The organism is Ensifer adhaerens, assembly GCF_001270265.1.
Taxonomy (GTDB): Bacteria; Pseudomonadota; Alphaproteobacteria; order Rhizobiales; family Rhizobiaceae; genus Ensifer; species Ensifer adhaerens_B.
Genome location: NZ_LGAP01000001.1, coordinates 835,833 through 862,596, shown reverse-complemented (window position 1 = coordinate 862,596; position 26,764 = coordinate 835,833). Strand labels below are relative to the sequence as shown.

The following is a 26,764-nucleotide window of genomic DNA, read 5'->3' as shown; positions in this document are numbered from 1 at the left end:
TAGCACTCCGCAGCCGCGCAAACAACATGCGCGGTGCTAATCGTGGTTCAACCGCGGCTGGACCAGCACGGCAATGGGTCGTTTTCGGCGGGTGTGGCGTCGTGGACGCCGCGGGCGATCGCGCGCGCCATCGTCGCCGCGGCAGCCGCGCCGAGATCGAGGAAATCCGGGAGCTCCAACGTCCTGCCGCTTGCGCCGGTGGCAAGCGCGAAGATGAGGTCACCGTCAAGCGGCGTGTGCGCCGGCCACAGGGCCCGCGAGAAACCATCATGCGCAGCGATCGCGAGGCGCTTGGCCTCGGCCTTGGTCAACACCGCATCCGTCGCGATCACCGCGATCGTGGTGTTGGCGGCTGCCGACTGGTTGGCGCCCAGTTTCGTGCGGACATCGGATGCATCCGCCGGCAGGGGATGGGGCAGGCCGAGCCCACCGAACTCTTGCTGCTTCTCGAAGGGAGCAGCCCAGAAATGCCGGGTGCCGCCGACGGTCGCTGAGCCGAGTGCGTTGACGGCTACGAGCGCGCCGACGGTGATCCCGTTCGGCAGCACGACCGAGGCGGAGCCAAGGCCGCCCTTGAAGGTGGCAGTCAAGGCGCCGGTGCCGGCGCCTGCCGAGCCCGTCGAAAAGCTCAGATCCGCTTTGCGCACAGCCTCGTAGCCAAGTTCGCGGTAGGGGGGGAACTGCCCCCAGTCCTTGTCGCCGCCGTTGATCAGGTCGAACAGGATCGCAGCCGGCACGATCGGCACACGGTGTGGCCCGATGGCAAAGCCGCGTCCCATCTCCTTCAGTGCTGCCTGCGCACCGGATGCAGCGTCCAGCCCAAAGGCCGAACCACCGGACAGGATGATGGCATCGACGGTCTGCACGGTGTTGTGCGGTTCGAGCAAATCCGTTTCGCGCGCGCCGGGAGCACCGCCGAGCACCTGGACGGCGGCCGTTGCCGGCGGATCGCAGACGATTGCGGTGACACCCGATTTCAAGCGATGGTCTTCGGCATTGCCGACGGAAAGGCCGGCGACATCCGTGATCAGGTTACGTGGCCCAGCTAGCATCATTGCGCTCCGGCGGCGTCGGCAACGGGGACGAAGCGGCCCGCCTGCCATTGCATCAATCGATAGGGATTGTCGGCGCGCTCGTGCCCCGTGTTGAAAGCGATCGGGCCGAGGATCGTCTGGTAGGGCCCCTTGAGCAGCGCCTCCGCTAACGGCTTTTCGTCCTTATCAGCCTGATCCTTGGCCTGCTCCAGAACAGACATGGCGCCGAATGCCTGAAGCACATAACCTTCCGGCTCGATGCCGGCTGACCGCATGGCGTCGGCGACCGGCTTGCCCTCAGGCGACCGCGCCGCATCGGGCAATGTCAGCGCCAGAACACCGTCGGCCAGCGGCACAGTCACGTCGGCTGCATTCAACGTGTCGCCGCCGAGCAAGGTCAGGCTTGCGCCTTCCTCCTGCACATCGCGCGCGATCACGGCGGTATCCTGCCGGTCGCCACCGGTGAAGACGTTCGTGGCGCCGCTCTTCACGAGGCGCCGCACGAGGCTGATCTGCTGCTCCTGGGCGGGGCGATAGGTGTCTGTAAAGACCGGTGTCAGCCCGATTTCGCCGAGCGCTGCGCGCACGCTCTCGACCAGCTCGCGGCTATGGATCGTGCCGTCGTCGATCAAGGCGATCGGCTTACCCTTCCAACGCGCGGTAATGGCGGCAACGATGCCGGCCGATTCGGCCTTGCCGCTCGGGGCGAGGCGAAACAGCGGCCAGTTCTTCTTGAGCACGTCTTCCATCAGGATGTCGGAACGCACGCTCAGCGTTACCGCCGGTATGTTGGCCTCGGCGAGCGCCGGCAGCGTCGCGTCGAGGCTCTCGGTGCAGAGGAAGCCGATGGCCGCTTCGGCGCCGGCCGCCAGAAGCGCCTTGGTCAAGGCTTCGGCGCCGGCCGATTCGCATGTTTCGGGGATGACGACGATTTCGCTGCCGCGATCGCCCGCCTGGAAGGTGGCGCCATCGATGATCTGTTTGCCGAGCAGGGCGAACGGTCCTTCAACGGGGGCAACGACAGCGACCTTGACGCCGGCAGCGGCGGCAGGTGCAGCTTGCGCCATTCCCGCTACGATGAGGCTCAAAACGATCGAACGAAGCATGCAATTCCCCGCTACTGCATAATTCCCAAGGTCGGAATGGTTTCAAGGAGAGATTATGCAGCGAGTCTAAAAATGCTACAGCATTCCTTGGCATGACCTTCATCATCCGCGGCGCTGTAGTGGCCGCATGTTTTAAGGATGTGGCAACCGGCGTCAAAGGAAAAGATGCACGTGGAAACAATGGGCATCCGATCCGCGCCATGGCCATGTCGCGGATCTGCAAGATTCTCCGGCAGGCGGGTTTCATATTTTCCGCCAGCGGCTATATGTGCCTGACATCGCCCGGAGAGAGATGTGTTGGAGAGAACCCGACTGGACCCGATAAGTTATCGCGACGCGATGAGCCGTCTGGCTGGCCATGTGCAGATCATCACGGCCGCCAATGGCGGCGAGCGACGTGGAGTCACGGTTACCGCCTCCTGCTCGGTTTCCGACAGTCCCCCCACCGTTCTCGTCTGCCTGAACGGAGCAAACCCGCGCAATGACATTTTCGTGCGGGGAGACAGCTTTGCGCTGAACCTGCTCGGCGACGAACACCGTGCGCTTGCCCACGCCTTTTCCGGCCGGGACCAACTCGACATGGATCGCCGCTTTGCGCTCGGCCAATGGACGCAGCTGGCAACTGGTTCGCCGATCCTCGTTGATGCAACCGCCGCTTTCGATTGCCGGCTGATCGAGGTCAAGACCATAGCAACCCATATCGTGCTGTTCGGCGAGGTCGTGGACGTTGCGCTTGGTCCGTCGCGCCCGCCGCTCATTTATGTAGACCGCGGATATCACTCGCTGTAGGTTTTCAGGAGGGGCGATCTGTTCTCTCTGAGAACGTGAGAAAGAGCCTGCAAGTAGCTGATATAAAGCGTTTATATTAGCCATAGTGACGAATGACTGAAACTGGCCGTGGCGGAGGATGCATGGCGCCGGCGACAGGCACATTGCCCCAATCCATCGATGAAACGATGGCGATGCTGGAGGCACAGGATTATCTCGCCGGCACCGCGCTTGCGACGGTGCTGTTTCTCGCGCTCCGGATGAAACGCCCGCTCTTTCTCGAAGGCGAGGCCGGTGTCGGCAAGACCGAGATCGCCAAGGTGCTGGCCCGTGCGCTCGATCGGCCTTTGATCCGCCTGCAGTGCTACGAGGGGCTCGACGTCGCCTCTGCCGTCTATGAGTGGAACTACCCTGCTCAGATGCTGGAGATCCGATTGTCGGAAGCGGCCGGCACGGTCGACCGACGCAAGGTCGAAAGCGACATCTTCTCCGAACGATTTCTCATTCGACGCCCGGTGCTTCAGGCGATTTCCGCTGAGAGCGGACGGGCACCGGTGTTCCTGATCGACGAACTCGACCGCACCGACGAAGCCTTCGAAGCGTTTCTGCTCGAGGTCCTGTCGGATTTCCAGGTCACCATTCCGGAACTCGGCACCATCCGGGCCACTGAGCCGCCTATCGTCATCATCACCACCAACCGGACACGGGAGATCCATGACGCGCTGAAGCGGCGTTGCCTCTATCATTGGGTCGATTATCCCCGGGCAGCGCAGGAGCTCGAGATCATCCGTCGAAAAGTTCCGGGCTGCAACGCAGCCTTGTCGCGCGAAATCATCGCCTATGTGCAGCGGCTCCGCACGATCGATCTTTTCAAGAACCCGGGCGTTGCCGAGACGATCGACTGGGCGACGGCCCTGACAGAGCTCGACCGGCTTGCTCTCGACCCCGAGACGATCGCCGATACGCTGGGCACTCTCCTAAAATACCAGGACGACATCGCCCGGATCGACGGAGCCGAGGGGCGCAAGCTGCTCGCCGAGGTCAAGGCCGAATTGCTGGCGGCGGGCTGACGATGGAACCGGGAGAACATCCGCCTGATGGTGCGCTTCTCCCGCCGATGCCGCCCGGCGACGGAAAGCTGGCCGACAACATCGTTTTCTTTGCCCGTGCCTTGCGACGCGCCGGGATGAAGGTCGGCCCTGGAGCGATAGCCGACGCCATCGGCGCAGTCACCCTGATCGGCATCGGCAGGCGCGACGAGTTCTACGCGGCACTTCAGTGCGTCTTCGTCAAGCGCCACGGGGACCAGGCAGTCTTTGACGAGGCCTTTCGTCTGTTCTGGCGTTCACGCGGCCTCGTCGAGAAGATGATCGCGATGATGTCTCCGCTCGCACCGGAACGCGAGAGCGAGCGCCAGCGCCGTCGAGCCGGCGAGACGCGGGTCAGCGATGCGCTGATGTCTGGCCACGACGATGCCCGCCCGCCGCGAGACGAACCCGAGATCGAGGTCGACGCACGTTATACCGTCTCGGGCAGGGAGCTTTTCCGCAAGGCCGATTTCGCCCAGATGACGGCCGCTGAAATCACTGAGGCGAGGGGGGCGCTGTCGTCGTTGGTGCGGCCGCGCGGCGGGGGGGGGCCCCGCCGCTACCGCGCTTCTGCGCGCCAGATCCGGATCGATCCGCGCGCAACGATGCGCGACGCCATGCGGTTCGGCGGCGAACTGATCTTGCCGCGCTTTCGCGAACGGCGCCTCGTTCATCCGCCGCTGGTCGTGCTTGCGGATATTTCCGGGTCGATGAGCCAGTACACCCGCATCTTCCTGCATTTTCTCCATGCCCTGAGCGAAAAGCGCCAGCGCGTTCACACCTTCCTCTTCGGCACGCGGCTGACGAATGTTTCGCGGCCGATGCGAAACCGCGACCCTGATGTCGCGCTCGACGAATGCATCTCCGCGGTCAAGGACTGGTCCGGCGGCACACGCATCGGCGAAACCCTGCATGAGTTCAACCGACGCTGGTCGCGGCGCGTGCTGGGGCAGGGTGCCATCGTCCTTCTGATCACCGATGGGCTCGAGCGCGACGATACGGTAGAACTGGAGCAGGAGATCGATCGCCTGCACCGCTCGTGCCGCCGGCTGATCTGGCTCAATCCGCTGTTGCGGTTCGACGGCTTCGAGGCGCGGGCCCGCGGCGTCAAAGCGATGCTTCCGCATGTTGACGAATTCCGGGCCGTGCACAATCTTGAGTCCGTGGGCGCGCTGGTCAAATCGCTGTCGGGTCAACGGTCGGGGGAGGCCGACCCTCGACGGTTCATGAACGAGCATCGAGCAATGCTGGGAGGCCGCGCTGGGAGGTGGTAACATGCAGGCATCAATCGACATCCTCGATCCGCTCGCCGTCGCCGAAGCCTGGGTCGGCGAAGGGCGCCGGGTTGCGATTGCAACGGTGATCGAAACCTGGGGATCTGCGCCGCGGCCGGTCGGCAGCCACTTGGTGATCGACGGTGCCGGCAATTTCGAAGGTTCCGTTTCCGGCGGATGTGTCGAGGGTGCAGTCATCAGCGAAGCGGCCGATATCCTTGATACGGGAAAGCCGAGGATTCTTGAATTCGGCGTTGCCGACGAGACGGCATGGCGCGTCGGACTTTCCTGTGGTGGCCGGATCCGGGTGCTTGTCGAGCGGATTGGCGGCTGAACCATGGATATCGCAACCCTTCAGGCATTAAATGCGGCGCGAGCTGGGAGACGAGCGGCTGTCGTCTTCACCGATCTTGAGACCGGCCAGGGCCATCTTTGCGTCGAAGGCGAACGCTGTCCGGACGAATGGGTTGACGCGATGGCAGCAGCACTTCGCTCCGGCAAGGCCGGAATAATCGTGGCGGCTGGGCGGTCCTTCTTTCTCAATGTCTACCTGCCACCGCCGCGTATCCTCGTTGTCGGCGCCGTCCATATCTCCCAGGCGCTTGCGCGTATGGCGCCCAGCACAGGCTTCGACCTCACCGTCGTCGATCCGCGCACCGCCTTCGCGACGGCCGAACGCTTTGCCGGCGTCGAGCTGATAGCGGAATGGCCGGAGGACGCTCTGAAGGTCAGGCCGCTCGATCGGTTCACGGCCCTGGTCGCCGTCACACACGATCCAAAGATCGATGACGAACCGATCCGGGCGGCCCTTGCCGCCGGCTGTTTCTATGTCGGTGCGCTTGGCAGCAGAAAGACCCATGCAAGCCGCGTCGAACGACTGCGGCGCCTCGGGCTTGCCGATGACGCGATCGCGCGGATCAAGGCGCCTATCGGGCTAGACATCGGCGCGGCGAGCCCGGCGGAGATCGCCGTTGCGATCCTCGCCGAAATCATCGAAGCGCTGCGGCGTCGGGACATCATGTACGGCAGCGAGGAGCGTCGATGAGATTTGGTGCCCTCAAGCTCTCAGAAGCCGAAGGCGCTGTGCTTGCGCATGCGGTCAAGGCCGGCGATCTGCGATTGCCAAAGGGGCACCTCCTGACCTCAGCCGATATTGCGGCACTTGCGCAGGCAGGGATCGCCGAGATGATCGTCGCCCAACCGGATCGGGGCGATCTGCTCGAGGATGAAGCGGCGGCGCGGATCGCCGCGGCGATCGCGCCTGACCATCTGCGGTTCTCGGCAGCGGCAACCGGCCGCGTGAACATCTATTCCCGGGTACACGGGCTGTTCGTCGCCAGCCGCGAAACCATCGACCGCCTGAACCGCATCGACCCAGCCATCACGCTCGCCTGCCTTGCAGACCATGTGTCGGTCCGGCCCGGCGACATGGTGGCAACCATCAAGATCATACCTCTTGCATTGGCAGGTTCACTGGTAGAGCAGGCCGAAACGCTGTTGCGTACTCATACTGCCTTCGAGGTCAAACCCTTCGCCGCACGCAATGCCGCGCTGATAGCAACCGAGTTGCCATCATTGAAGCGCCAGGTCATGGACAAGACCCATGCGGTGCTGGCCGCGCGCCTGCGGCAATCCGCAAGCCAGCTGACGACCGAGCGGCGCGTCGCCCATATGGAAGACGCCGTGGCTGCGGCAATCGGCGATTTGAAGGCCGACCACGACCTCATCATCGTCTTTGGTGCCTCGGCGGTTGCCGATTCGGACGATGTCATTCCGGCCGCCATCCGCCGTGCGGGCGGCGTTGTCGATCATGTCGGCATGCCGGTCGATCCCGGCAATCTCATCGTGCTCGGCCGCGTCGGTAAGGTGCCGGTAATCGGAGCACCGGGCTGCGCGCGCAGCCCGCGCGAAAACGGCTTCGACTGGGTGCTCGACCGCATTCTCGCCGGCGAATGGCCCAGCCCGCATGACATTACGGGGCTCGGCGTCGGCGGCCTCTTGAAAGAGATACCAACCCGTCCGCAGCCGCGCGAACCTGCTGCGCCGATGGCCTTGCGGCCGGTTGAAACCGTTGTGCTGGCCGCTGGCCGTGCCAGTCGGATGGGCCCGGAAGGCGGACACAAGCTACTGGCGACCTTCGATGGCGTGCCGCTCATCCGCCGCACCGTCGTCAGCGCGCTTGCAGCCGATATCGGCCGGGTGATCGTCGTCACCGGTCACCGGGAGGCGGAGATCCGCGCGGCACTCGGCGGCCTGCCGGTGACGCTCGTCTCCAACCCCGATTATCTGTCCGGCATGGCATCGTCGTTGACATCCGGGCTTTCGGCACTCGATCCGCGGGCCGGCGGCATGCTGGTGATGCTGGCCGACATGCCTGATGTAACGGCGGCCGACCTGCGCCGGCTCGTCGATACATTTACTGCGGAAGGCGGGGGTGCAGTGATCCGAGCCACGGCCGGCGGACAGCGCGGCAACCCGGTTATCCTGCCGCGACAGACATTTGCCGCCGTCGGCCAGTTGCTTGGCGATGTTGGGGCAAGGCACATCGTCGAGAGATGTGGATTGCCGGTGATCGACGTCGAGCTGGGCGCTGCTGCGCGCCTTGACCTCGACACGCCGGAGCAGATCATCGCTGCCGGCGGAATTCTGGAGGAGTGAACGCGTGGACAATGCCGCAATCGAAGAGATGTTCGAAACGCTCGGGCCGGTGACCATCAAACGCATGTTCGGCGGCAAGGGCATCTATTTCGAAGGCATTATCTTCGCGCTTGAAGTCGACGGCGAAATTCTACTGAAGGGCGACGACAAGACGGGCCCAGCCTTCGAGGCGGCCGGATCCCGGCAATGGGCCTATGACGGCAAGGGAAAACCGGTGAGGATGCCCTACTGGAGCATCCCGGAAGAGGCGTACGATGATCCGGATGAAATGGCGCGATGGGTCAGGCTTGCCTATGAGGCCGCGTTGCGGGCCAAGAAATAGACTGGCTTAAGGATATCTGGCTCAATCGACAAACGAGGTTTAGTTGGCGCTGACCAGCGACCTTGTCTGCGCCCGGATGGCACGGACGGCATCGGCGGCAAAGCGCGAAAGCGGCTGGGGCAGGGCATCGAGATCGTACCAGCCGATGTCGGACAGCTTGTCCGGTTCGGTCAGTTGCGGTTCGCCCGAAAACTCGTCGGTGACGTAGATCATCGAGATCCAGTGCTGACGATCCGCTTCGATCAGTTGTTCGCTGAGGCAGAGAAAGCGGATCGAACGGATCGACAGACCGCTTTCCTCTTCCGCCTCACGGCGCGCAGCAAGTTCGCTGCGCTCCATGTGGTCGACCTTGCCGCCCACAATGTTCCAGTGGCCGGCCTCAGGCGCCTTCAGACGCTTGCACAACAACAGCTTGCCGTCGCGCATGATCGCTAGTCCGCAGCCGAAGCCCGGAAAGTCGATGCCTGGCCGACCCATGGGTTGGATCAGGCCTTGCCGGCGATCAGCATGAATGCGGGGATTTCGTCACCGAAACCGACGGGCGTCGGGCCGTCGTCGTGGTCGCGACGGTGGCGATTGCGGCGGTCGCGGTTGTCGTCATTCGCAGGGTTTGCCGCGCGGACCGGGCGTTCCGGACGGTGGCCGTTGCTCTGCTTTGTCTCTGCGTTGCGTGCCGGTTTCACCGATTCTACCCTTTCGACGACTGCTTCGATTTCGGCCTCACTATCGGCACGAACCGTATCTGTTTTGTGATCGGAACGGCCTCGCGGTGCACGGTCCCCATCTTTTTTACGGTCCTTGCGACCGTCGCGACCGCGGTCACGGCGACCGGTGTCGTGGCTTTCCATCGGCTCGGGAAGGTTCGAGAGATCGCCGTTCAGCCATTCGACCTTCTGGCCGATCAGCTTCTCGATGGCGTCGGAGAACTTCGTGTCGCGCTTGGTCACCAGCGTGAACGACGCGCCGGAGCGGCCGGCACGGCCGGTGCGGCCGATGCGGTGAACATAGTCCTCCGCGTGGATCGGTACGTCGAAGTTAAAGACATGACTGACATCGGGAATGTCGAGGCCGCGGGCAGCAACATCGGATGCAACGAGCAGTGTGATATTGTTATCCTTGAAGCCGGCAAGCATGGCCATGCGCGAGCGCTGATCCATGTCGCCATGCAAAGCGCCGACCGAGAAGCCATGACGCTCGAGCGACCGGAAGAGGTCGGCGACATCCTTCTTGCGATTGCAGAAGATGATGGCGTTCTTCAGCTCGTCCTGGGCGCGGATCAGGTCACGCAGCACAGCACGCTTTTCATAATCCTTCGCGTGCGTCGCAACGAAGCGCTGCGTCACAGTCTGGGCCGTGGACGCCGGGCGGGCAACTTCGACCCGTTCCGGGTTCTGCAGGAAGCGGTCGGCAAGCTTCTGGATCTCCGGCGGCATGGTTGCCGAGAAGAACAGCGTCTGGCGCGTGAACGGGATCATCTTGGCGATGCGCTCGATATCAGGAATGAAGCCCATGTCGAGCATGCGGTCAGCTTCGTCGATGACCAGGATCTCGACGCCGCTCATCAAGAGCTTGCCGCGCTCGAAATGGTCGAGCAGGCGGCCGGGCGTGCAGATCAGCACATCGGCGCCGCGCTCCAGCTTGCGATCCTGTTCGTCGAACGAGACGCCGCCGATCAGAAGCGCGATGTTGAGCTTGTGGTTCTTGCCGTACTTGTCGAAGTTCTCAGCGACCTGGGCAGCCAGTTCACGCGTCGGCTCCAGAATCAGCGTGCGCGGCATGCGCGCACGTGCACGACCCTTTTCGAGCAGGGTCAGCATCGGCAACACGAAAGAGGCCGTCTTGCCTGTTCCCGTCTGCGCGATGCCGAGAATATCGCGGCGCTGGAGTGCCGGGGGAATGGCACCAGCCTGGATCGGGGTCGGGATTGTGTAGCCCGCATCGGTAACTGCGGAGAGAACTTTTTGGCTAAGGCCAAGGTCAGCAAAATTGGTCAAAGGGAAATCTGTTTCCGTTCCGGTTCGATAAGAACACTGCTCGATCGGTGGAAAACACACCACCGCGTGGCCGGGCTCTTAAGCCGAATGCCGTCGAAAGTCAAGAAATCCAGCACGTTGAAGCAGGAAAAGGTGAACGGCAACGAATCTGTTGTGTTTCTTGTCAAGTAGCGCCGACCGAACGCACCGACGGGACGCTCATTTCATATAGCTGGCGAGCTTGCTGCCGGCGTTGAGAAACCGCATGGGATCGACCGCCTGACCGTTCAGCCGGATCTCATAGTGCAAATGAGGACCTGTCGAACGACCAGTGTTGCCGGACTTGGCAACGACGTCACCGGCCTTGATCCTGTCACCGACCTTGACCAAAACCGTCGAGAGATGGGCGTAGCGGCTGGCAACGCCGTTGCCATGATCGATCTCGACCATGTTTCCATAGCCACCCGTCAGGCCGGCATTGGTGACGGTGCCCGGAGCCGCTGCACGGATGCGGGTGCCGACCGTGGCACGAAAGTCGATGCCGGCGTGCAGCGCCAACCGTCCGAGAAAGGGATCGAGCCTGTTGCCGAAGTCGCTGGTGATATCGCTTGCCGGCGACGGGTTTCCGAATGGCAGTTCGCGGACCTGAGCCCGGGTCTGCTCAAGCTCGACAAGGGCCGAGTCGAGCGCGGCAAGCGACCGGCCGAAGCCGTCGTCATTCACGGGCTCGACAAACGGGCCGCCGATTGCCGTATCGGTGGAACCGGTGGTTTCATCGGAGGGCGCCAGATCGGCGACGTCATTTTCCGGAAGGACAACGCCTGTGCGACCGACGATCTTGCGGATCGCCTCAGACGTCTTTGCTGCCCCATCCATCAGCTGCTCAAGCCGTTCCATCTGATCGCGCTCTACGTCCTTCAGCGAGAGCGTCACTTTCGAAAAGAGCCTATCGGCGCGGTCTGAGGTGCTTTCGCCGGCCGCGGGCCGGGCATAGGCAAGCGCCGCAACCCGGGCGGGTGCGGCACCCTGCGCGCGGCTCAGCCCCATCAGCTTTTCGATCGCCCGCACGCCGCCGGTGGCGTCGGCACGTTTTTCGTAGGCGAGGGGTTCAGCCTCTGCCGGCGGAGTGAAATCGGTCGACAGGCCCGAATTTTCCGCCCGTTCGATCAGCGCACCAAGTTTGCCGTTGCGAGAGGAAAGCGCCTGCTGTTGCTGAAGCAGTTTTTCGACCTTCTCTTCGACCACCTGCTGATCAAGCAACTGCCGGCTCGTCACGCGATCGACCTGGGCCCGCAACGCGGTGATTCGGTCTTCGTATTCGTGCTGCATGCGTGCCTGACGGGCGATCGTTCCCCCGATCAGGTCGTCGCGAAGAACGAGGTAGGATGTGGCGGCGAGATAACCGATGCTGAAGACGCCGGCTGCGGAAACGGCAAGGGCCGCCATCCATGGACGCACGGTCATATGGCGAACCTTGTCGCCGCTCGCCAGGATCAGGACGTGATTCTGCGCGCGCTTTCCGAAGGTGCGATTTGCCGAACGTTCAGACACTCCACCACTCCCGCCATCTGCGAATTGTCTCGCATTGCTTGACGGGCATTACACTTCGTTAGGGTTAATATTTGGTTGAGTGCTCGCGCTACGAGAGGTTGGTCGACGCGGTCATCGAGCGGTAGAAGGAAGGAGTTAGTCCGGCTTCCGCCCGGGCAATGTCGTTGAACGGTGCCTTGAGCGGACCGCGAAAGTTGGCGCGGACAAGCTGCTGGAAGGTCGCCGCCGGATCCTTCCTTTCCCGCGCGCAGAGGAAGCGGAACCATTTGGCACCGACCGCCACATGGCCTTTCTCGTCCTCGTAGATGACGTCGAGCACCGCGGCGGTCTCGAAGTCTCCAGTCTCGCGCATGCGCGCCTGCAGGGCCGGTGTCACGTCGAGCCCGCGCGCCTCCAGGATCAGCGGGACGACGGCAAGCCTGGCGGTCAGGTCGTTACGGGTATCGTGGGCGGCCTGCCAAAGTCCGTCATGGGCAGGCAGGTCGCCATAGTCGGCGCCAAGGTCGTTCAGGCGCTGGCGAACCATGCGGAAGTGCTTGGCCTCCTCGAATGCAACCTTCATCCATCCATCGAAAAACGAGTTCGGTACTGATTCGGACGCGAAGCGCGCGACGATATCGAGCGCGAGGTCGACGGCATTGAGTTCGATATGGGCGATCGAATGCAGCAGCGCGATCCGGCCCTTGAGCGAGCCGAGCGAGCGTTTCTTTGCCTGGGTGGGCGGCGTCAGAACAGGTTTTTCCGGCCGTCCCGGCCGAAGCGGAACGGGTCGGTCGAGCGGCGAACGCAGCGACAGGGTGCGGCGCTGCCAGCGCCGGGCGGCTTCCTGCGCCAGTTCGGTCTTGGCGGCGAGATCCGCAGCGCTGATCGCCTCGACGGCAGCGCCGCGCAGGCTGTGGAACGTGGGAAGCGTCGTCATCTCGGTCTCTTCGTTTTTCACTCAGAGCGCCCTGGCGGCCTCGAGCACTTCATTGGCGTGGCCGTTGACCTTGACCTTTTCCCAGACGCGCGCGATCCGGCCGTCGGCGGCAATGAGGAAGGTGGTGCGTTCAACGCCCATATACTTGCGGCCATAAAGGCTCTTTTCCACCCAGAGGCCGTAGGCGTTGACCACGGATTTCTCCTCATCGGCAGCAAGGGTCACCGCGAGGTCGTACTTCTTGGCGAAGCGGTCGTGACGTTTCACCGAATCGGGCGAGAGCCCGATCAGCTCGACGCCGGCTACGGCAAATTCCGGGGCAAGCTCGGTGAAGGAGATCGCCTCCAGCGTGCAACTTTTGGTGTCGTCCTTCGGGTAGAAGAACAACACGACCGGGCGCCCGCGCAGGGCCGAAAGTGAGATCGTGCCGCCGCCGTCACGGGGAAGCGTGAAGTCGGGAGCGAGTTCTCCGGGAGTAAGGCCTGCCATGAATAAACCTTCCTTGCGCCAAGTTTTGCGGACAATCGCCGGCTAGGGCATACCGAGAATCGGCGACCTCCGTCCAGCGGATTTGTGCTAGATTTGACAGGTTCCGGACGGGTAACGTCGATAGGACCCTTTGCCCAGCATTCACACACGCGAAACCCGCGGATGTGTGAATGCTTTCCACAGCATGGTCGGTAAGACGTGATGACACCGTCCGGCCAGATGTGGTCTACGTGACGGTGAAAATGATCCGTCGACCCGTTGCCGCATGATGCATCGACGGGAGAGGCGGGCTTTCCCGTACTGAACCGGAGGGCGTCCGCGCCGATGAGTGAGATCCGCGGCGAAAAAGTCGGCTTTCGCAAGAAAGACATCGTCGCGTTGCATGCGTTGCCCTCAGCGCAGGCACACGAACCCGTCATCGTGCATGCGCCACACAAACGCGGGATCCTGCGTTTTCTCAGCAAGATTGCGGTTTGCGGCTCTCTGCTTGCCTTCATCATTGCAGCCAGCCTGATCGCCGGCGTCGAGAGCGGGGCTATCGATAGCACACTCAACGCGCGAGCGCGCACGGCGCTGAACGCGGCACTCGGCGGCGCCTATCGCGCCGAGGTCGGCAGCACCGTCGTCCGAATGACCTCAAACGGTGCCTTGGCGCTGAAGGCGCGGGAAGTGGCGCTGAGCGAAACCGCATCCGGCCAGCCCGTCGCAAAGTTGAGTTCGATATCCATTGCCCTCGACCCTCTCGCGCTGCTGACGGGCCGGATTGCGGTTTCACGCCTTGAAGCCGAAGGCGGCGATTTCGACACCGGCCTCCTGCCGCGCGGCGAGCCGATCGACCTGACGAAGATCAAGATCGCTGATGTGGGCGACGCGCTGGAGCAGCTTTTTGCCCATGTCGATCGCATGTCGCAGATGGCGGCAGGGCGTGGCGACCAGACGGTCTTGCTTTCCAATTTCTCCTTCACTGTCGCTGGTGCGCGTGACAGCGTCGTGCCGGTCGATGCAAAGGAACTAGAGTTCAATCGTGATGCCGATGGCTCCATGCACGTCAAAGGCAGCGTCACGGTCGATGGAGTCGATGTCGATCTGAGCGCCAACGCTCTTGGTGCAAAGGGTCATATGTCCGGCTTCGAAGCGGCAATCTCGAACGTTCCGTTGAAACCCTTCTTCTACCACGGCCCCTTCGGCAAGGAGGCCGCCTTCGGCATCGACGCCACGGCGGGATTGACGCTCACGGCAACGCGCGCCGCTGAAGGTGCCAAGCCTGACCTTCGCGTCGCGGTCAAGACATCGGAAGGCGCGTTCCATGCCGGCGGATTGATTTCGACGATCAATCCGTCCCAGATGGATATCGCCTATGACTTCGAGCGTGCTTCCGTCGAGATCCTGCCGTCGACCGTCAACATCGGTCGCTCGATCTTCCCGTTTACCGGCGCGGTGAAGGATCTCGACAGAACAGCCGGCGCAACCGATCAGGGTTTTGCCATCGATCTCCTGTTCAAGAATGCCAGCTCCGCGCCGGAGGACATTGCGGAGCGCCCTTTGATCTTCGACGCGAAGGCGACCGGCCGCTTCACCTCCGACGCGCGCCACCGCCTGATCTTCGATCAGCTTGCCGTTTCGAGCCCGCTCGGTTCGATGTTCGGCTCGCTTTCGGTCGCCTTCGGCAAGACTTCGCCGCAGGTGAGCTTTGCCGCGATCAGCGATCGCATGGAGCCGACAGCCGTCAAGCAGCTTTGGCCCTGGTGGCTCGCCAAGGGCGCCCGCCGCTGGGCGATCGGCAATCTCTTCGGCGGCGCGGTCACCGATGCGCGCATTGAGGTTTCGGTGGCGGAGGGGCGGATAGCCGAGAACGAAGGCGAGTTGAAGCTCGGCGAGAAAGAATTGAACATCACGTTCAACATCGACGACACGCGGATCAACATTGCCGGCGAGATACCACCGCTGCGCGACACGTCGGGCACGTTCAAGCTGAGCGGCCAGCGCATGGAAGTGGGCGTAAAGCAGGGGGCGGCCTATTTCCCCTCCGGTCGATCCGTCGCACTCAACGGTGGCGACTTCATCATTCCTGACGTCTACACCAAGCCGCTGATCGCCGAGATGAAGATCGAAGTTGGCGGTGAGGCAGACGCGATCGCCGAACTCGTCACCTACAAGCCGATCCAGGCACTGCAAAAGACACCGTTCGTGCCGGGCGACTTTACCGGTCCACTGACGGCACAGGTCGGCGCCCGATTCGGCCTTGTCACCGACCAGCACCCGCCACCGCCGCTCTGGCAGGTGGAAATGCAGCTCGATGACGTCACTGTCACGCGCCCGATCGCCGGTCGTGACGTCTCCAATCTTTCTGGCACATTCCGTATCGACAACGAGCAAGCGGTTCTCGATGCCGATGCGGTTGTTGAAGGCGCAAAGGTCAAGATCGCGCTCACGGAACCGGTCGACAGCAAATCGAAGGTCAAGCGCAAACGCGAAATCAGCGGGACGCTCGATGAAGCAGCTCGGGAGAAGCTGACACCCGGCCTGTCGAAGATCATCTTTGGCCCGATGGACGTAGACCTGGTGATCGACGAGGCTGATGTTCAGCACGTGACCGTCGATTTGACCAGGGCCAAACTCTCGCTGCCCTGGATCGGCTGGAACAAAGGCGCAGGCATACCCGCCGAGGTGCGCTTCACATCCGACATCAGCGACAGCGTGACAACCATCAAGGACTTTGCGATCGCCGGCGATGGTTTCGGCGCACGGGGCAGCCTGCAGGTCGATGGCGCCGGCGTGGTCGGCGCAAAGCTCACCAATGTCCGTCTGGCGCAGGGTGACGATTTCAACGTCGCCATCGCTCGCCGCAAGGGCGTCCATGTCGTGACGCTGAGTGGCGCTGCCGCCGACATCCGTCCGATCCTTGCTCAGATGAAGAGCGGCGCGAACGGTAACGGCGGCAGCGGTGACGACATTACCATCCAGGGCCAACTCGGTCGCGTCGCCGGCTTCAACGGCGAAGTGCTGTCGAATGTGAACCTGGTGTATTCAGAACGGGGCCGACAGATCGAAGACATCAATCTGTCGGCGGTGACCGGCAGCGGCCAGGCGGTGGTGGCGCGGCTGGCCAAATCGGGCGCCGACAACACGCTTGAACTGACCACTGGCGACGCCGGTTCGCTTGCCCGCTTTGCAGATATCTACAGCAACATGCGCGGCGGTCTCATGAACCTGAAGCTGCGTGATCGCGGCGGCCGGTCCTGGCGCGGCTCGATCGACATCCGCAAGTTCTCGCTCGTCGGCGAACAACGCCTGCAGTCGATGGTGTCGACGCCGGCGGGACAGGACGGACGAAGCCTCAATCAGGCGGTCCGCCGTGATATCGACGTCAGCACGGCACGCTTCGAACGCGGCTTTGCCCAGCTTGCGCTTGATCGCAGCGCCATTCGGGTCGACGGCGGCGTCCTCAGGGGGACCGATGTCGGCGCGACCTTCCAGGGAACCGTGCGCGACGGCAACGGCATCATGGACATGACGGGCACCTTCATGCCCGCCTACGGCTTGAACCGGATTTTTGGGGAGCTGCCGTTGATCGGCGTCCTGCTTGGCAATGGCCGTGACCGCGGCCTGCTCGGCATCACCTTCAAGCTCAATGGCCCGTTCAACCAGCCGAAGCTGACGATCAATCCGCTTTCGATCATCGCGCCCGGCGTCTTCCGCAGCATTTTCGAGTTTCAATAAAAAGGCCGGCGCAATGGCCGGCCTTCGACATGGTCTGATTGACGCTCGGCTTAAAGCGCGTCGCGATCTCTAGGATTCGCTTATTGCGCTTTACGCTCCTGTTTTTCGCATGTCGTTATCGCAAAACCGCTGCACACTTTTGCGCGACATGCTTTAGGCCGGGCGAACCAGAATGTGCTTCTTCTTGCCGAGCGACAGCTTGACGATGCCATCCGAAGTCACATCGCCACTACCGATCAGGCGGCGTTCGTCGCTGACGGCCTCGTCATTGATGCGCACGGCACCGCCCTGAACGTGACGGCGGGCTTCGCCGTTCGATGAGGCAAGTCCTGCGCGCACGATAAGCGTCAGCAGGCCGATGCCGGCCTCGAGCTCCGATGCTGGCACATCGACCGACGGCAGGTTTTCCGAGACAGCACCTTCCTCGAAGGTCTTGCGGGCCGTCTCTGCCGCCTGCTCGGCAGCGGCGCGGCCGTGCAGCATGGCGGTGATCTCGGTTGCAAGGATCTTCTTGACCTCGTTGATCTCCGAGCCGCCGAGCTGCGAAAGCCGCGCGATCTCCGCCATCGGCAGAGTCGTGTAGAGCTTGAGGAACCGCGAAACGTCGGCATCCTCGGTGTTGCGCCAGTACTGCCAGAAGTCGTAGGCCGACAGCATGTCCGGGTTCAGCCAGATGGCGCCGTTGACCGACTTGCCCATCTTCGCGCCCGACGACGTCGTCAAGAGCGGTGAGGTGAGGGCGTAGAGCTGTGTCGTTCCCATGCGGTGGCCAAGGTCGATACCGTTGACGATATTGCCCCACTGGTCGGAGCCGCCCATCTGCAGCCGGCAGCCGGTGCGCTTGTGCAGTTCGACGAAATCGTAGGCCTGGAGGATCATGTAGTTGAATTCGAGGAACGACAGCGATTGCTCGCGGTCAAGCCGCGTCTTGACACTGTCGAACGACAGCATGCGGTTGACCGAGAAGTGGCGGCCGACGTCGCGCAGGAATTCAAGGTAGTTGATGCCAAGCAGCCAGTCGGCGTTGTTGATCATCAGCGCGTCCTTGGGGCCGTCGCCGTAGGTGAGGTAGTTCGAAAACACCGTCTTGATGCTGGCAATGTTGGCGTCGATCGTCGCCGGCGTCATCAGCTGGCGCGCCTCGTCCTTGAAGGAGGGGTCGCCAACCATGCCGGTGCCGCCGCCCATCAGCGAGATCGGCCGGTGACCGGTCGCCTGCAGCCAGTGCAGCATCATGATCTGAATGAGGCCGCCGGCGTGAAGGCTCGGCGCCGTCGGGTCAAAGCCGATATAGGCAGTCACGGTCTCCGTCCGGAACAACTGGTCGAGGCCGGCGTCATCCGAACTCTGATGAATGAAACCGCGCTCGCTGAGGGTGTGGAGGAAATCGGACTTGAACTCGGACATGACCTGTGTCTTTCGGCTGGGTAGAACGTCTGCGCGCGGCGTTTAGCACTGTTTGGGCAAAAGTGCACGTCTTTGCTTGGCCGATGTTTTTGCTATGTAGACAGGCAACGCCTTGGAGGAATGCATGGGCAAGATCATGACCGCGATCGGCTTGATGAGCGGGACGAGCATGGACGGGATCGACGTGGCGCTGCTGCGCACCGACGGCGACGCGATTGTCGAGCGGGGGCCTTCGGCCGGCTATGCCTACGGGGCCTGCTTCCGCGACCGGCTGAAGCAGGGTCTGGAAGACGCAAAGTCGATCGCAAGCCGCGAGCAACGGCCAGGCATCCTGGCCGATCTCGAACGGGAACTGACGCTCAGGCATTCCGAGGCGGTCCGAACCTTTCTCCAGTATAACAATATCTTGCGCGAAAGTGTTGATCTCCTTGGCTTTCACGGACAGACGGTGCTTCACCGGCCTGACGACGGCTTGACCGTGCAGATCGGCGACGGGGCGCTGCTCGCCCGTGAAACGGGCATCGATGTCGTCTATGACATGCGCGCCAACGACATGGAGCACGGCGGCCAGGGCGCACCGCTCATTCCAGCCTATCATGCAGCGCTCGCCCGTAGCGCCGCGGCGAATGGCGAACTGGTTGCGCCGGTCGTCTTCGTCAACATCGGCGGCATCTCAAATCTGACGTTCATCGGATCGGACGACGGACTGGTTGCCTATGACAGTGGGCCCGGCAACACGCTGATCGATCAGTGGGTGGAGGCACATGCCGGCATTCCCTTTGACCAGGGCGGCATGATCGCCAGCGAAGGCAGTGTGCTGCCGGATCTTGCCGAACGCTATCTGCTCAATCCCTTCTTCTCGACCGAAAAGCGCCGTTCGCTCGATCGTAACGATTTCGCGCCGCCACAGGGAAAAGACGCCAATCTCGAAGACGGTGCGCGCACGCTCGCCTATGTGACGGCGGCCGCGATCGTCAAATCGGCAGGTCACCTGCCAACAACACCCCGGACCTACATCGTTTGCGGCGGCGGTAGGCTCAATCCGGTGATCATGCGGGATCTGGCATCCCATGCGAAGGCCTATGGTGCAGACGTGCTTGCGGCCGAGGCGATCGGCTTCAACGGCGATTCGATGGAAGCCGAGGCCTGGGCCTATCTTGCGGTACGGTCGCACCGAGGGCTACCCCTGACCTATCCAGGCACAACCGGCGTGCGCCAACCGCTGACCGGTGGAAAATACGCATCGGGTACCGCGAGATGACGACCGGCACCGGCGGCCGCGATTCCCTTTGACCGATTAATCAAATTTTCGCCCGCCGCCGATAGTATCGTCCGGCGCTGTCACATGAGGCGGCACCAAGCGGCCTCGCCGTAGCAATAGACAATTCGGGTTCAGTCGATGGGTGGTGCGATTTCTCTGCTGGCAGTGAACTTCATCATCGCCCAGATATTCACTGCAGCATTTCTTGTGATAGCCGCGAAGAGCAGGTCCAGACGCGCAGCGCTCTATTGCGCGGGCGGGTTTGCCGTTGCGTCGCTCGCCGCGGTGTTCGAAACGATCGTGCCGTTTACATCCTTTCCGCGCCTTTTTGCCATCAGTGCATTTGCGAGCGTGCTCGCCGGTTTCTGTTTGTTGCGCTTCGGCCTCGGTCTGTTCTATCGCGTGCCGGCCAACTGGCAGATGCTTGTCGCGTTCTTCCTGGCTTCAGTGGCGCTCGACCTGGCCATCTACGACCTGCCTAGAGGAACGCTGCAGCACGCGGCCCTCTACCAGTTGCCGTTCTTCGTCATTCAGGCGTGGTCGGCATCAGTCGTCATGCGCTCCGAGCGGCGCTCGGCGGCAGATTGGATCCTGCTCTGGCTGCTGGTACTGACCTCTGGCTACTATCTCCTGAAAGTCTATGCCGCTGTCGCAGCCGGCTCCGGGGCAACAGCTCAGGATTATGTATCGAGCCCGTTCGCCCTGATTTCCCAGGCGCTTGGCGCGATGCTGATCGTCAGCACCGGCCTGGCCATGCTCGGCGTCATGGTTAAGGAGATCGTCGACGACGCGCATGCACGCTCGGAAATCGACCTGCTTTCCGGGCTCTACAACAGGCGCGGCTTCACCGAACGCGTCATCCCCATGTTCCAACTGCGCGAAGGTCGCCTGCCGGGCACCTTGATTCTGGCCGACCTCGACCGTTTCAAACTGGTGAACGACAGCTACGGTCATCACACCGGTGACGAGGTGATCCGTCGGTTTGCCCGGGTCCTGAAGGATGTCATGCCCAACCGCGCGGTTGCCGGTCGTCTTGGCGGCGAAGAATTTGCGGTGTTCCTGCCGTCCACCGACCTGGAGGAGGCGCGGGTGGTGGCGCACGGAATGCGCGCTGCGATGATGTCGCAGAGGATCGACGGCCTTGCGGAGCAGGCGAGGGTGACGGCAAGCTTCGGTGTGGCGGCCATTGCCAAGGGCGAACCGCTCGAGCAGGCGATGCAGCGGGCGGACAAGGCTCTCTATGCAGCAAAGGAAAACGGGCGCAACCGCGTGGAATGCGCCGAGGTGCCGCAGAATGTGGTCAACCCAACGGTCCCACAATGGATCGGGCGGCCTTGAGAGCCGCCCTCATCGGCATCAGCGGATGCGCTTGGCAGCTGGCTCCGGCGTCAGTTCGCCGTTGAGGCGACGGTCGAGATAATCCTCGCATTCCGCCATCAAGCCTTCGACCTGGCCGTTGAAGAAGTGGTTGGCTCCCGGCACGATCTTGTGGGTGATGAGAATACCCTTCTGTGCCTTCAGCTTTTCGACAAGTCCGTTCACGTCCTTCTCGGGCGCCACCTTGTCCGAATCACCATTGATGATCAGGCCGGAAGACGGGCAGGGCGCCAGGAACGAGAAGTCGTAGGTGTTCGGCTGCGGAGCGACGGCCATGAAGCCTTCGATTTCCGGACGGCGCATCAGGAGCTGCATGCCGATCCAGGCGCCGAAGGAATAACCGGCAACCCAGCAGCTCTTCGAATCGGGATGCAGGCTCTGCACCCAGTCGAGCGCCGATGCGGCATCCGACAGTTCGCCGGCGCCGTGATCGAACTCGCCCTGACTGCGGCCGATACCCCGGAAGTTGAAACGCAGTGTCGTAAAGCCGCGCTTCTGGAACATGTAGAAGAGCTGGTAGACGATCTGGTTGTTCATCGTGCCACCGAACTGCGGGTGCGGGTGTAGGATGATGGCGATCGGGGCGCTCTTCTGCTTCGAAGGCTGATAGCGGCCTTCGAGGCGGCCGGCAGGTCCGTTGAAGATAATTTCGGGCATTGGCTCTCCGGGGGTGTTCCTGGTTCGAATCTTGGTTTCGGATCGCGATGAGTCTTGACGAAAGCACTCAGCTTTTCTAAAACCTAGTTTAGAACCGTTCAAAACTTCTGTGCGGGCATTCCGCCGTGTGCTTCGTCTCATAAGGCAAGCGGTGCGGAAAATTCAAGGAAAATGCACCGTCGGTGGTTGTCGGCGATGAGCCACTTGTTCTAGCGAAGGAAATTATGTCGAGTTCGCGCATCTATATGGACTGGAACGCCACGGCGCCGCTTCTTGCCGAAGCGCGCGACGCGTGCCTGTCTGCGCTCGACCTGGTCGGCAACCCTTCCTCGGTCCACGGCGAGGGCCGGACGATCCGCACACTGATCGAAAATGCCCGCCGCGACGTGGCCGCCCTTTGCGGCGCCAAGGCGGCAAGCGTGATCTTTACGAGCGGTGCGACCGAAGCCGCCAACATGGTGCTGACGCCCGATTTCCGCATGGGCCGGACACCGCTTAAGATCGGCCGGCTCTATGCGTCTGCTATCGAGCATCCGGCGGTGCGCGAAGGTGGGCGGTTTGCGCGCGAGAACGTTTCGGAAGTCCCGGTGACCGCCGCCGGCATCGTCGATCTGGAGGCGCTGCGCGAACTCCTGGATGCACATGACCGCGAAAGCGGGTTGCCGATGGTGGCGGTGATGCTGGTCAACAACGAAACCGGCATCGTTCAACCTGTTGCCGAGATTGCGGAGATCGTTCGAGGCCATGGCGGCATTCTCGTCGTCGACGCGGTGCAGGCCGCCGGACGGCTGCCGCTTTCAATCGAAGCGTTGGGAGCGGATTTTCTGATCATCTCCTCGCACAAGATCGGCGGCCCAAAGGGGGCTGGCGCGCTTGTCGCCCGTGGAGAGATCATGATGCCGACACCATTGATCAGGGGCGGCGGCCAGGAAAAAGGCCATCGGTCCGGTACGGAGAATGCGGTCGCACTTGCAGGCTTTGCCGCGGCGGCACGTAAGGCTGCCGATAATCTCACGGAGCGAATGACATCGGTGGCGGCACTTCGCGACCGGCTGGAACAGGAGATGCAGGTCTCGGCGCCGGATGTGGTCATCCACGGCCGCGACGTTTCGCGCGTTGGCAACACCAGCTTCTTCACGCTTCCTGGCATGAAGGCGGAAACGGGACAGATCGCCTTCGATCTTGAAGGCGTGGCACTTTCGGCAGGCTCGGCCTGCTCGTCCGGCAAGGTCGGCCAGAGCCACGTGCTGACGGCCATGGGCTATGACCCGCGCCAGGGGGCACTCCGCATCTCGATCGGCCCGGCCACCACGGAAGCGGAGATCGAGCGTTGCGCGGCGGTGTTCGCCAAGGTTGCCGCAAGGCGCCGCGCAACGGGACAGGCCGCATGAGGACGTGCGATTGAACGAAATTGCGGAAAAGCAATTTTCCGCTTGGCAAACGGGGTGAAAAGCGCCTTTTAGCCATTACATAAGCGGTGCGACAAGTTCGCATCGTGTTGACAAGCTACCGGACCTTGGATCCGGAAAGATTGGAGAACGACATGCCTGCCGTGCAGGAGACCATTGATCGGGTCCGTCAGATCGACGTGGACCAGTACAAATACGGATTTGAAACGACCATCGAAGTCGAGAAGGCGCCGAAGGGTCTTTCCGAAGACATCATTCGTTTCATCTCGGCCAAGAAGAGCGAACCGGAATGGATGCTCGAGTGGCGCCTGGCGGCCTATCGCCGTTGGCTGACGATGGACGAGCCGAGCTGGGCGCGCGTCAGCTATCCGAAGATCGACTTCAACGACATCTATTACTACGCCGCGCCGAAGGGCACGACGGGGCCGAAGTCGCTCGACGAAGTTGATCCGGAGATCCTGAAGGTCTACGAAAAACTCGGCATTCCGCTGAAGGAACAGGAAATCCTTGCCGGCGTGCAGAAGTCGAGGATCGCAGTCGACGCCGTGTTCGACAGCGTTTCGGTTGTGACGACCTTCAAGGAAGAGCTGAAGAAGGCCGGCGTGATCTTCATGTCGATCTCCGAGGCGATCCGCGAGCATCCCGATCTCGTCAAGAAGTATCTCGGCTCCGTCGTTCCGCCGACCGACAACTACTATGCGACGCTCAACTCCGCCGTCTTCACCGATGGGTCGTTCGTCTACGTGCCGAAGGGCGTTCGCTGCCCGATGGAACTGTCGACCTACTTCCGTATCAACGAGAAGAACACCGGTCAGTTCGAACGCACCCTGATCATCGCCGAAGAGAGCGCCTACGTTTCCTACCTCGAAGGCTGCACGGCGCCGCAGCGCGACGAAAACCAGTTGCATGCGGCTGTGGTCGAACTCGTCGCGCTCGATGAAGCCGAGATCAAGTATTCGACGGTCCAGAACTGGTACCCCGGCGACAAGCAGGGCAAGGGCGGCATCTACAACTTCGTCACCAAGCGTGGCGATTGCCGCGGCAAGAACTCCAAGATCTCCTGGACCCAGGTGGAAACCGGTTCGGCGATCACCTGGAAGTACCCGTCCTGCATCCTGCGCGGCGACGGTTCGCGCGGCGAGTTCTACTCGATCGCCGTATCGAACGGTCACCAGCAGATCGACAGCGGCACCAAGATGATCCACCTCGGCAAGAACACGTCGAGCCGCATCATCTCCAAGGGCATTGCTGCCGGCGTTTCGGAAAACACCTATCGCGGCCAGGTTTCGGCCCACCGCAAGGCGGAGAATGCCCGCAACTTCACCCAGTGCGACTCGCTTTTGATCGGCGACAAGTGCGGCGCTCATACCGTGCCCTATATCGAGGCGAAGAACTCGACGGCGCAGTTCGAGCACGAAGCGACGACCTCGAAGATCTCCGAGGACCAGCTGTTCTACTGCTTGCAGCGCGGCATTCCGCAAGAAGCGGCGATCGCCCTGATCGTCAGCGGCTTCGTCAAGGAAGTCATCCAGGAACTGCCGATGGAATTCGCGGTCGAAGCGCAGAAGCTGATCGGCATCTCGCTGGAAGGCTCAGTCGGCTGAGGCGCCCTGAACTGAATATTGAATGGCGCGCATCAGCTTTTTGCGCGCGAACAAACGTTCGTTTCCCAAGAGGACGATAGAAATGCTTGAAATCAAGAACCTGCACGCACGCATCGCCGAAGACGGCACCGAAATCATCCGTGGCCTGGACCTGACCGTGAAGGCCGGCGAAGTTGCCGCCATCATGGGCCCGAACGGCTCCGGCAAATCGACGCTGTCCTATATCCTCTCGGGTCGCGAAGACTACGAAGTCACCGAAGGCGACATCCTCTATAACGGCGAGAGCATTCTGGAGCTCGATGCTTCGGAGCGCGCAGCCATGGGCATCTTCCTTGCCTTCCAGTATCCCGTCGAAATCCCTGGTGTTGCCACGATGCAGTTCCTGAAGGTGGCGATGAATGAGCAGCGCAAGTATCGCGGCGAAGACGAGCTGACGACGCCGGAATTCATGCGTCGCGTCAAGGCGGCCGCCGCCGAGCTGAAGATCGCGCCGGAAATGCTGCGCCGTCCGGTGAATGTCGGCTTCTCCGGCGGTGAAAAGAAGCGCGCCGAGATCCTGCAGATGGCTCTGCTCGAGCCGAAGCTGTGCGTACTCGACGAAACCGACTCCGGTCTTGACATCGATGCGTTGAAGATCGTTGCCGACGGCGTCAACGCGCTGCGTTCGCCCGACCGCGCCGTGATCGTCATCACCCACTACCAGCGCCTGCTCGACTACATCATTCCGGACACCGTGCACGTGCTCTACAAGGGACAGGTCATCAAGTCGGGCGACAAGACGCTTGCACACGAACTCGAAGCCAACGGCTATGCGGACCTCATCGAGGCCGCGGCCTAGAGCCTGTTGAAGGAGTGTTCGAATGAATATGCAACAGGCAATCAAGATGACGGCAGCCGAAACGGCGCTCGTCGATGCCTATACTGCGCAGATCGGCGATCTGCCGGGCGACGGCTCGGTGCTGTCGGTTCGTGACACCTTGGTGCACGAACTGCGGACGGCCGGCCTGCCGACGCGCCGCGTCGAATCCTGGCACTATACGGACCTTCGCACACTGCTGCGGGCGGTGCCTGCCGCCGATCCGACGGCGTTCGCCGATCGCGTCGAGGCACTTGTCGCCGGCTCGACCGTGCTTTCGGTGCGCAACGGCCATGCCGACCTCAAGGGTAACGCGCCTGAGGGCGTGACGATCCGTTCCTATACTGACAGCCTGCTCGACGGTTCTGCCGCCGCCGGCCTTGCCGTGCTCGGCTCGGACGACGCGATCGGCCGCATCAATGGCGGCCTTGTGCGCGGCGGTCTGGAACTTACGATCGCAGACGGTACCGAGTTGGAAGATCCGCTTGAAATCCAGCTGGTGCAGAGCATGGGCCAGGCGCATACGCGCTTCCCGGTTTCCTTCGGTGCCGGCACCAAGGCGACCGTGATCGAGCGCCATCTGTCGACCGATGCCGGCGAGAGCCTGGTCTCAACGGTCAACGACGTGACGGTTGGCGAAGGCGCCGATATCATCTGGATCATTCTGCAGCAGCAGGGGGTCGCCGACACGCATCTCGGCCAGATCCGCTTCGATCTCGCCAAGGACGCCAAGCTGTATCTTTTCGTCATCAATGCCGGCGGCAAGCTGGTGCGCCAGGAGATCCACGGCAAGACGAGCGGCGAAGGCGCCGACTTCAAACTGCGCGGCATCAACCTGCTCGGCGGCGAAAGCCACACGGACGTAACCTTCACGCTTGGCCACAACGTGCCGCACACCACATCGACGGAAATCATCCGCAACGTCGTGTTCGATCGCGCCAAGGGCGTGTTCCAGGGCAAGATCCTGGTGGCCAAGGACGCGCAGAAGACCGACGCGCGGATGGCGTGCAACACGCTGCTTCTTTCGGACGATGCCGACCTTTCGTCCAAGCCCGAGCTGGAGATCTTTGCCGACGACGTGCAGTGCGGTCACGGCGCGACGGTTACCGACATCGACCACACGCAACTCTTCTACATGCTGGCGCGCGGCATTCCGGAAAACAAGGCGCGGGCGATGCTCGTCAATGCCTTCGTCGCCGAAATCGTCGAAGAACTGGAAGACGAGCCGCTCGTTGAAGCTCTGGAAGGCGTGATCTCGACCTGGCTCGACAAGCACGCCTGACAGGCACAC

Annotated in this window: 23 protein-coding genes; 14 read left to right on the top strand and 9 right to left on the bottom strand. The window is 62.4% G+C overall.

Annotated elements, in window-relative coordinates; all coding sequences use genetic code 11:
* Nucleotides 1–47 precede the first annotated feature (47 nt).
* A complete protein-coding gene (locus AC244_RS04160; protein ID WP_053247496.1) occupies nucleotides 48–1,055 on the bottom strand; it encodes a P1 family peptidase in 1,008 nt (335 codons plus the stop codon).
* Nucleotides 1,052–2,140, bottom strand: coding sequence for a branched-chain amino acid ABC transporter substrate-binding protein (locus AC244_RS04155; protein WP_053247495.1), 1,089 nt, complete (start codon nucleotides 2,138–2,140; stop codon nucleotides 1,052–1,054). The genes AC244_RS04160 and AC244_RS04155 overlap by 4 nt, the downstream gene beginning before the upstream one ends.
* A 339-nt stretch (nucleotides 2,141–2,479) precedes the next feature.
* On the opposite strand from AC244_RS04155, the gene AC244_RS04150 reads away from it, so the two are divergent.
* The 7 genes from AC244_RS04150 (at nucleotide 2,480) to AC244_RS04120 (ending at nucleotide 8,250) form a co-directional block, all read left to right on the top strand.
* On the top strand, nucleotides 2,480–2,929 hold the full coding sequence (locus AC244_RS04150; protein WP_082366717.1) for a flavin reductase family protein: 450 nt from the start codon (nucleotides 2,480–2,482) through the stop codon (nucleotides 2,927–2,929).
* Between the two features lie 122 nt (nucleotides 2,930–3,051).
* On the top strand, nucleotides 3,052–3,978 hold the full coding sequence (locus tag AC244_RS04145) for an AAA family ATPase (RefSeq protein ID WP_053247493.1): 927 nt from the start codon (nucleotides 3,052–3,054) through the stop codon (nucleotides 3,976–3,978).
* Nucleotides 3,979–3,980: 2 nt separating this feature from the next.
* A complete protein-coding gene (locus AC244_RS04140) occupies nucleotides 3,981–5,270 on the top strand; it encodes a vWA domain-containing protein (protein WP_152975828.1) in 1,290 nt (429 codons plus the stop codon).
* 1 nt (nucleotide 5,271) lies between these two features.
* Complete coding sequence (locus AC244_RS04135; protein WP_053247492.1) at nucleotides 5,272–5,604, top strand: XdhC family protein; 333 nt, start codon at nucleotides 5,272–5,274, stop codon at nucleotides 5,602–5,604.
* A gap of 3 nt (nucleotides 5,605–5,607) precedes the next feature.
* Complete coding sequence (locus AC244_RS04130; RefSeq protein ID WP_053247491.1) at nucleotides 5,608–6,315, top strand: XdhC family protein; 708 nt, start codon at nucleotides 5,608–5,610, stop codon at nucleotides 6,313–6,315.
* Complete coding sequence (locus AC244_RS04125) at nucleotides 6,312–7,928, top strand: NTP transferase domain-containing protein (protein ID WP_053247490.1); 1,617 nt, start codon at nucleotides 6,312–6,314, stop codon at nucleotides 7,926–7,928. The genes AC244_RS04130 and AC244_RS04125 overlap by 4 nt, the downstream gene beginning before the upstream one ends.
* A 4-nt stretch (nucleotides 7,929–7,932) precedes the next feature.
* The gene (locus AC244_RS04120) at nucleotides 7,933–8,250 is read left to right on the top strand and encodes a TfoX/Sxy family protein (protein ID WP_053247489.1); all 318 of its coding nucleotides are present in this window, start codon (nucleotides 7,933–7,935) and stop codon (nucleotides 8,248–8,250) included.
* 39 nt (nucleotides 8,251–8,289) lie between these two features.
* On the opposite strand, the gene AC244_RS04115 is transcribed toward AC244_RS04120, so the two are convergent.
* From AC244_RS04115 to AC244_RS04095, 5 genes are all read right to left on the bottom strand, one after another.
* Nucleotides 8,290–8,727, bottom strand: a complete 438-nt coding sequence (locus AC244_RS04115; RefSeq protein WP_053247488.1) for an NUDIX hydrolase — start codon at nucleotides 8,725–8,727, stop codon at nucleotides 8,290–8,292.
* Between the two features lie 8 nt (nucleotides 8,728–8,735).
* The gene (locus AC244_RS04110; protein ID WP_053247487.1) at nucleotides 8,736–10,244 is read right to left on the bottom strand and encodes a DEAD/DEAH box helicase; all 1,509 of its coding nucleotides are present in this window, start codon (nucleotides 10,242–10,244) and stop codon (nucleotides 8,736–8,738) included.
* A 198-nt stretch (nucleotides 10,245–10,442) separates the two neighbouring features.
* Nucleotides 10,443–11,774 (bottom strand): M23 family metallopeptidase, encoded by a 1,332-nt coding sequence (locus AC244_RS04105; RefSeq protein WP_053247486.1) that lies wholly within the window; start codon nucleotides 11,772–11,774, stop codon nucleotides 10,443–10,445.
* Nucleotides 11,775–11,862: 88 nt separating this feature from the next.
* Nucleotides 11,863–12,693 (bottom strand): ferritin-like domain-containing protein, encoded by an 831-nt coding sequence (locus tag AC244_RS04100; protein ID WP_053247679.1) that lies wholly within the window; start codon nucleotides 12,691–12,693, stop codon nucleotides 11,863–11,865.
* A gap of 21 nt (nucleotides 12,694–12,714) precedes the next feature.
* Nucleotides 12,715–13,182 carry a peroxiredoxin gene (locus tag AC244_RS04095; protein WP_053247485.1) on the bottom strand — a complete coding sequence of 156 codons (468 nt, stop codon included), beginning with the start codon at nucleotides 13,180–13,182 and terminating at the stop codon, nucleotides 12,715–12,717.
* A gap of 324 nt (nucleotides 13,183–13,506) precedes the next feature.
* On the opposite strand from AC244_RS04095, the gene AC244_RS04090 reads away from it, so the two are divergent.
* The gene (locus AC244_RS04090; RefSeq protein ID WP_053247484.1) at nucleotides 13,507–16,902 is read left to right on the top strand and encodes a DUF3971 domain-containing protein; all 3,396 of its coding nucleotides are present in this window, start codon (nucleotides 13,507–13,509) and stop codon (nucleotides 16,900–16,902) included.
* A gap of 153 nt (nucleotides 16,903–17,055) precedes the next feature.
* On the opposite strand, the gene tyrS is transcribed toward AC244_RS04090, so the two are convergent.
* A complete protein-coding gene (gene tyrS, locus AC244_RS04085) occupies nucleotides 17,056–18,309 on the bottom strand; it encodes a tyrosine--tRNA ligase (protein WP_053247483.1) in 1,254 nt (417 codons plus the stop codon).
* A gap of 124 nt (nucleotides 18,310–18,433) precedes the next feature.
* Here tyrS and AC244_RS04080 point away from each other — a divergent pair, with 124 nt between their 5' ends.
* The gene (locus tag AC244_RS04080; RefSeq protein ID WP_053247482.1) at nucleotides 18,434–19,570 is read left to right on the top strand and encodes an anhydro-N-acetylmuramic acid kinase; all 1,137 of its coding nucleotides are present in this window, start codon (nucleotides 18,434–18,436) and stop codon (nucleotides 19,568–19,570) included.
* A gap of 138 nt (nucleotides 19,571–19,708) precedes the next feature.
* The gene (locus AC244_RS04075) at nucleotides 19,709–20,908 is read left to right on the top strand and encodes a sensor domain-containing diguanylate cyclase (protein WP_053247481.1); all 1,200 of its coding nucleotides are present in this window, start codon (nucleotides 19,709–19,711) and stop codon (nucleotides 20,906–20,908) included.
* 18 nt (nucleotides 20,909–20,926) lie between these two features.
* Here the strand turns inward: AC244_RS04075 and AC244_RS04070 are convergent, their stop codons facing one another.
* Nucleotides 20,927–21,604, bottom strand: coding sequence for an alpha/beta hydrolase (locus AC244_RS04070; RefSeq protein WP_053247480.1), 678 nt, complete (start codon nucleotides 21,602–21,604; stop codon nucleotides 20,927–20,929).
* 224 nt (nucleotides 21,605–21,828) lie between these two features.
* On the opposite strand from AC244_RS04070, the gene AC244_RS04065 reads away from it, so the two are divergent.
* From AC244_RS04065 to sufD, 4 genes are all read left to right on the top strand, one after another.
* On the top strand, nucleotides 21,829–22,995 hold the full coding sequence (locus AC244_RS04065; protein ID WP_053247678.1) for a cysteine desulfurase family protein: 1,167 nt from the start codon (nucleotides 21,829–21,831) through the stop codon (nucleotides 22,993–22,995).
* A gap of 152 nt (nucleotides 22,996–23,147) precedes the next feature.
* On the top strand, nucleotides 23,148–24,617 hold the full coding sequence (gene sufB / locus AC244_RS04060; protein ID WP_053247479.1) for a Fe-S cluster assembly protein SufB: 1,470 nt from the start codon (nucleotides 23,148–23,150) through the stop codon (nucleotides 24,615–24,617).
* An 82-nt stretch (nucleotides 24,618–24,699) separates the two neighbouring features.
* On the top strand, nucleotides 24,700–25,455 hold the full coding sequence (sufC, locus tag AC244_RS04055; RefSeq protein WP_053247677.1) for a Fe-S cluster assembly ATPase SufC: 756 nt from the start codon (nucleotides 24,700–24,702) through the stop codon (nucleotides 25,453–25,455).
* 22 nt (nucleotides 25,456–25,477) lie between these two features.
* Complete coding sequence (gene sufD / locus AC244_RS04050; RefSeq protein WP_053247478.1) at nucleotides 25,478–26,755, top strand: Fe-S cluster assembly protein SufD; 1,278 nt, start codon at nucleotides 25,478–25,480, stop codon at nucleotides 26,753–26,755.
* Nucleotides 26,756–26,764 lie beyond the last annotated feature (9 nt).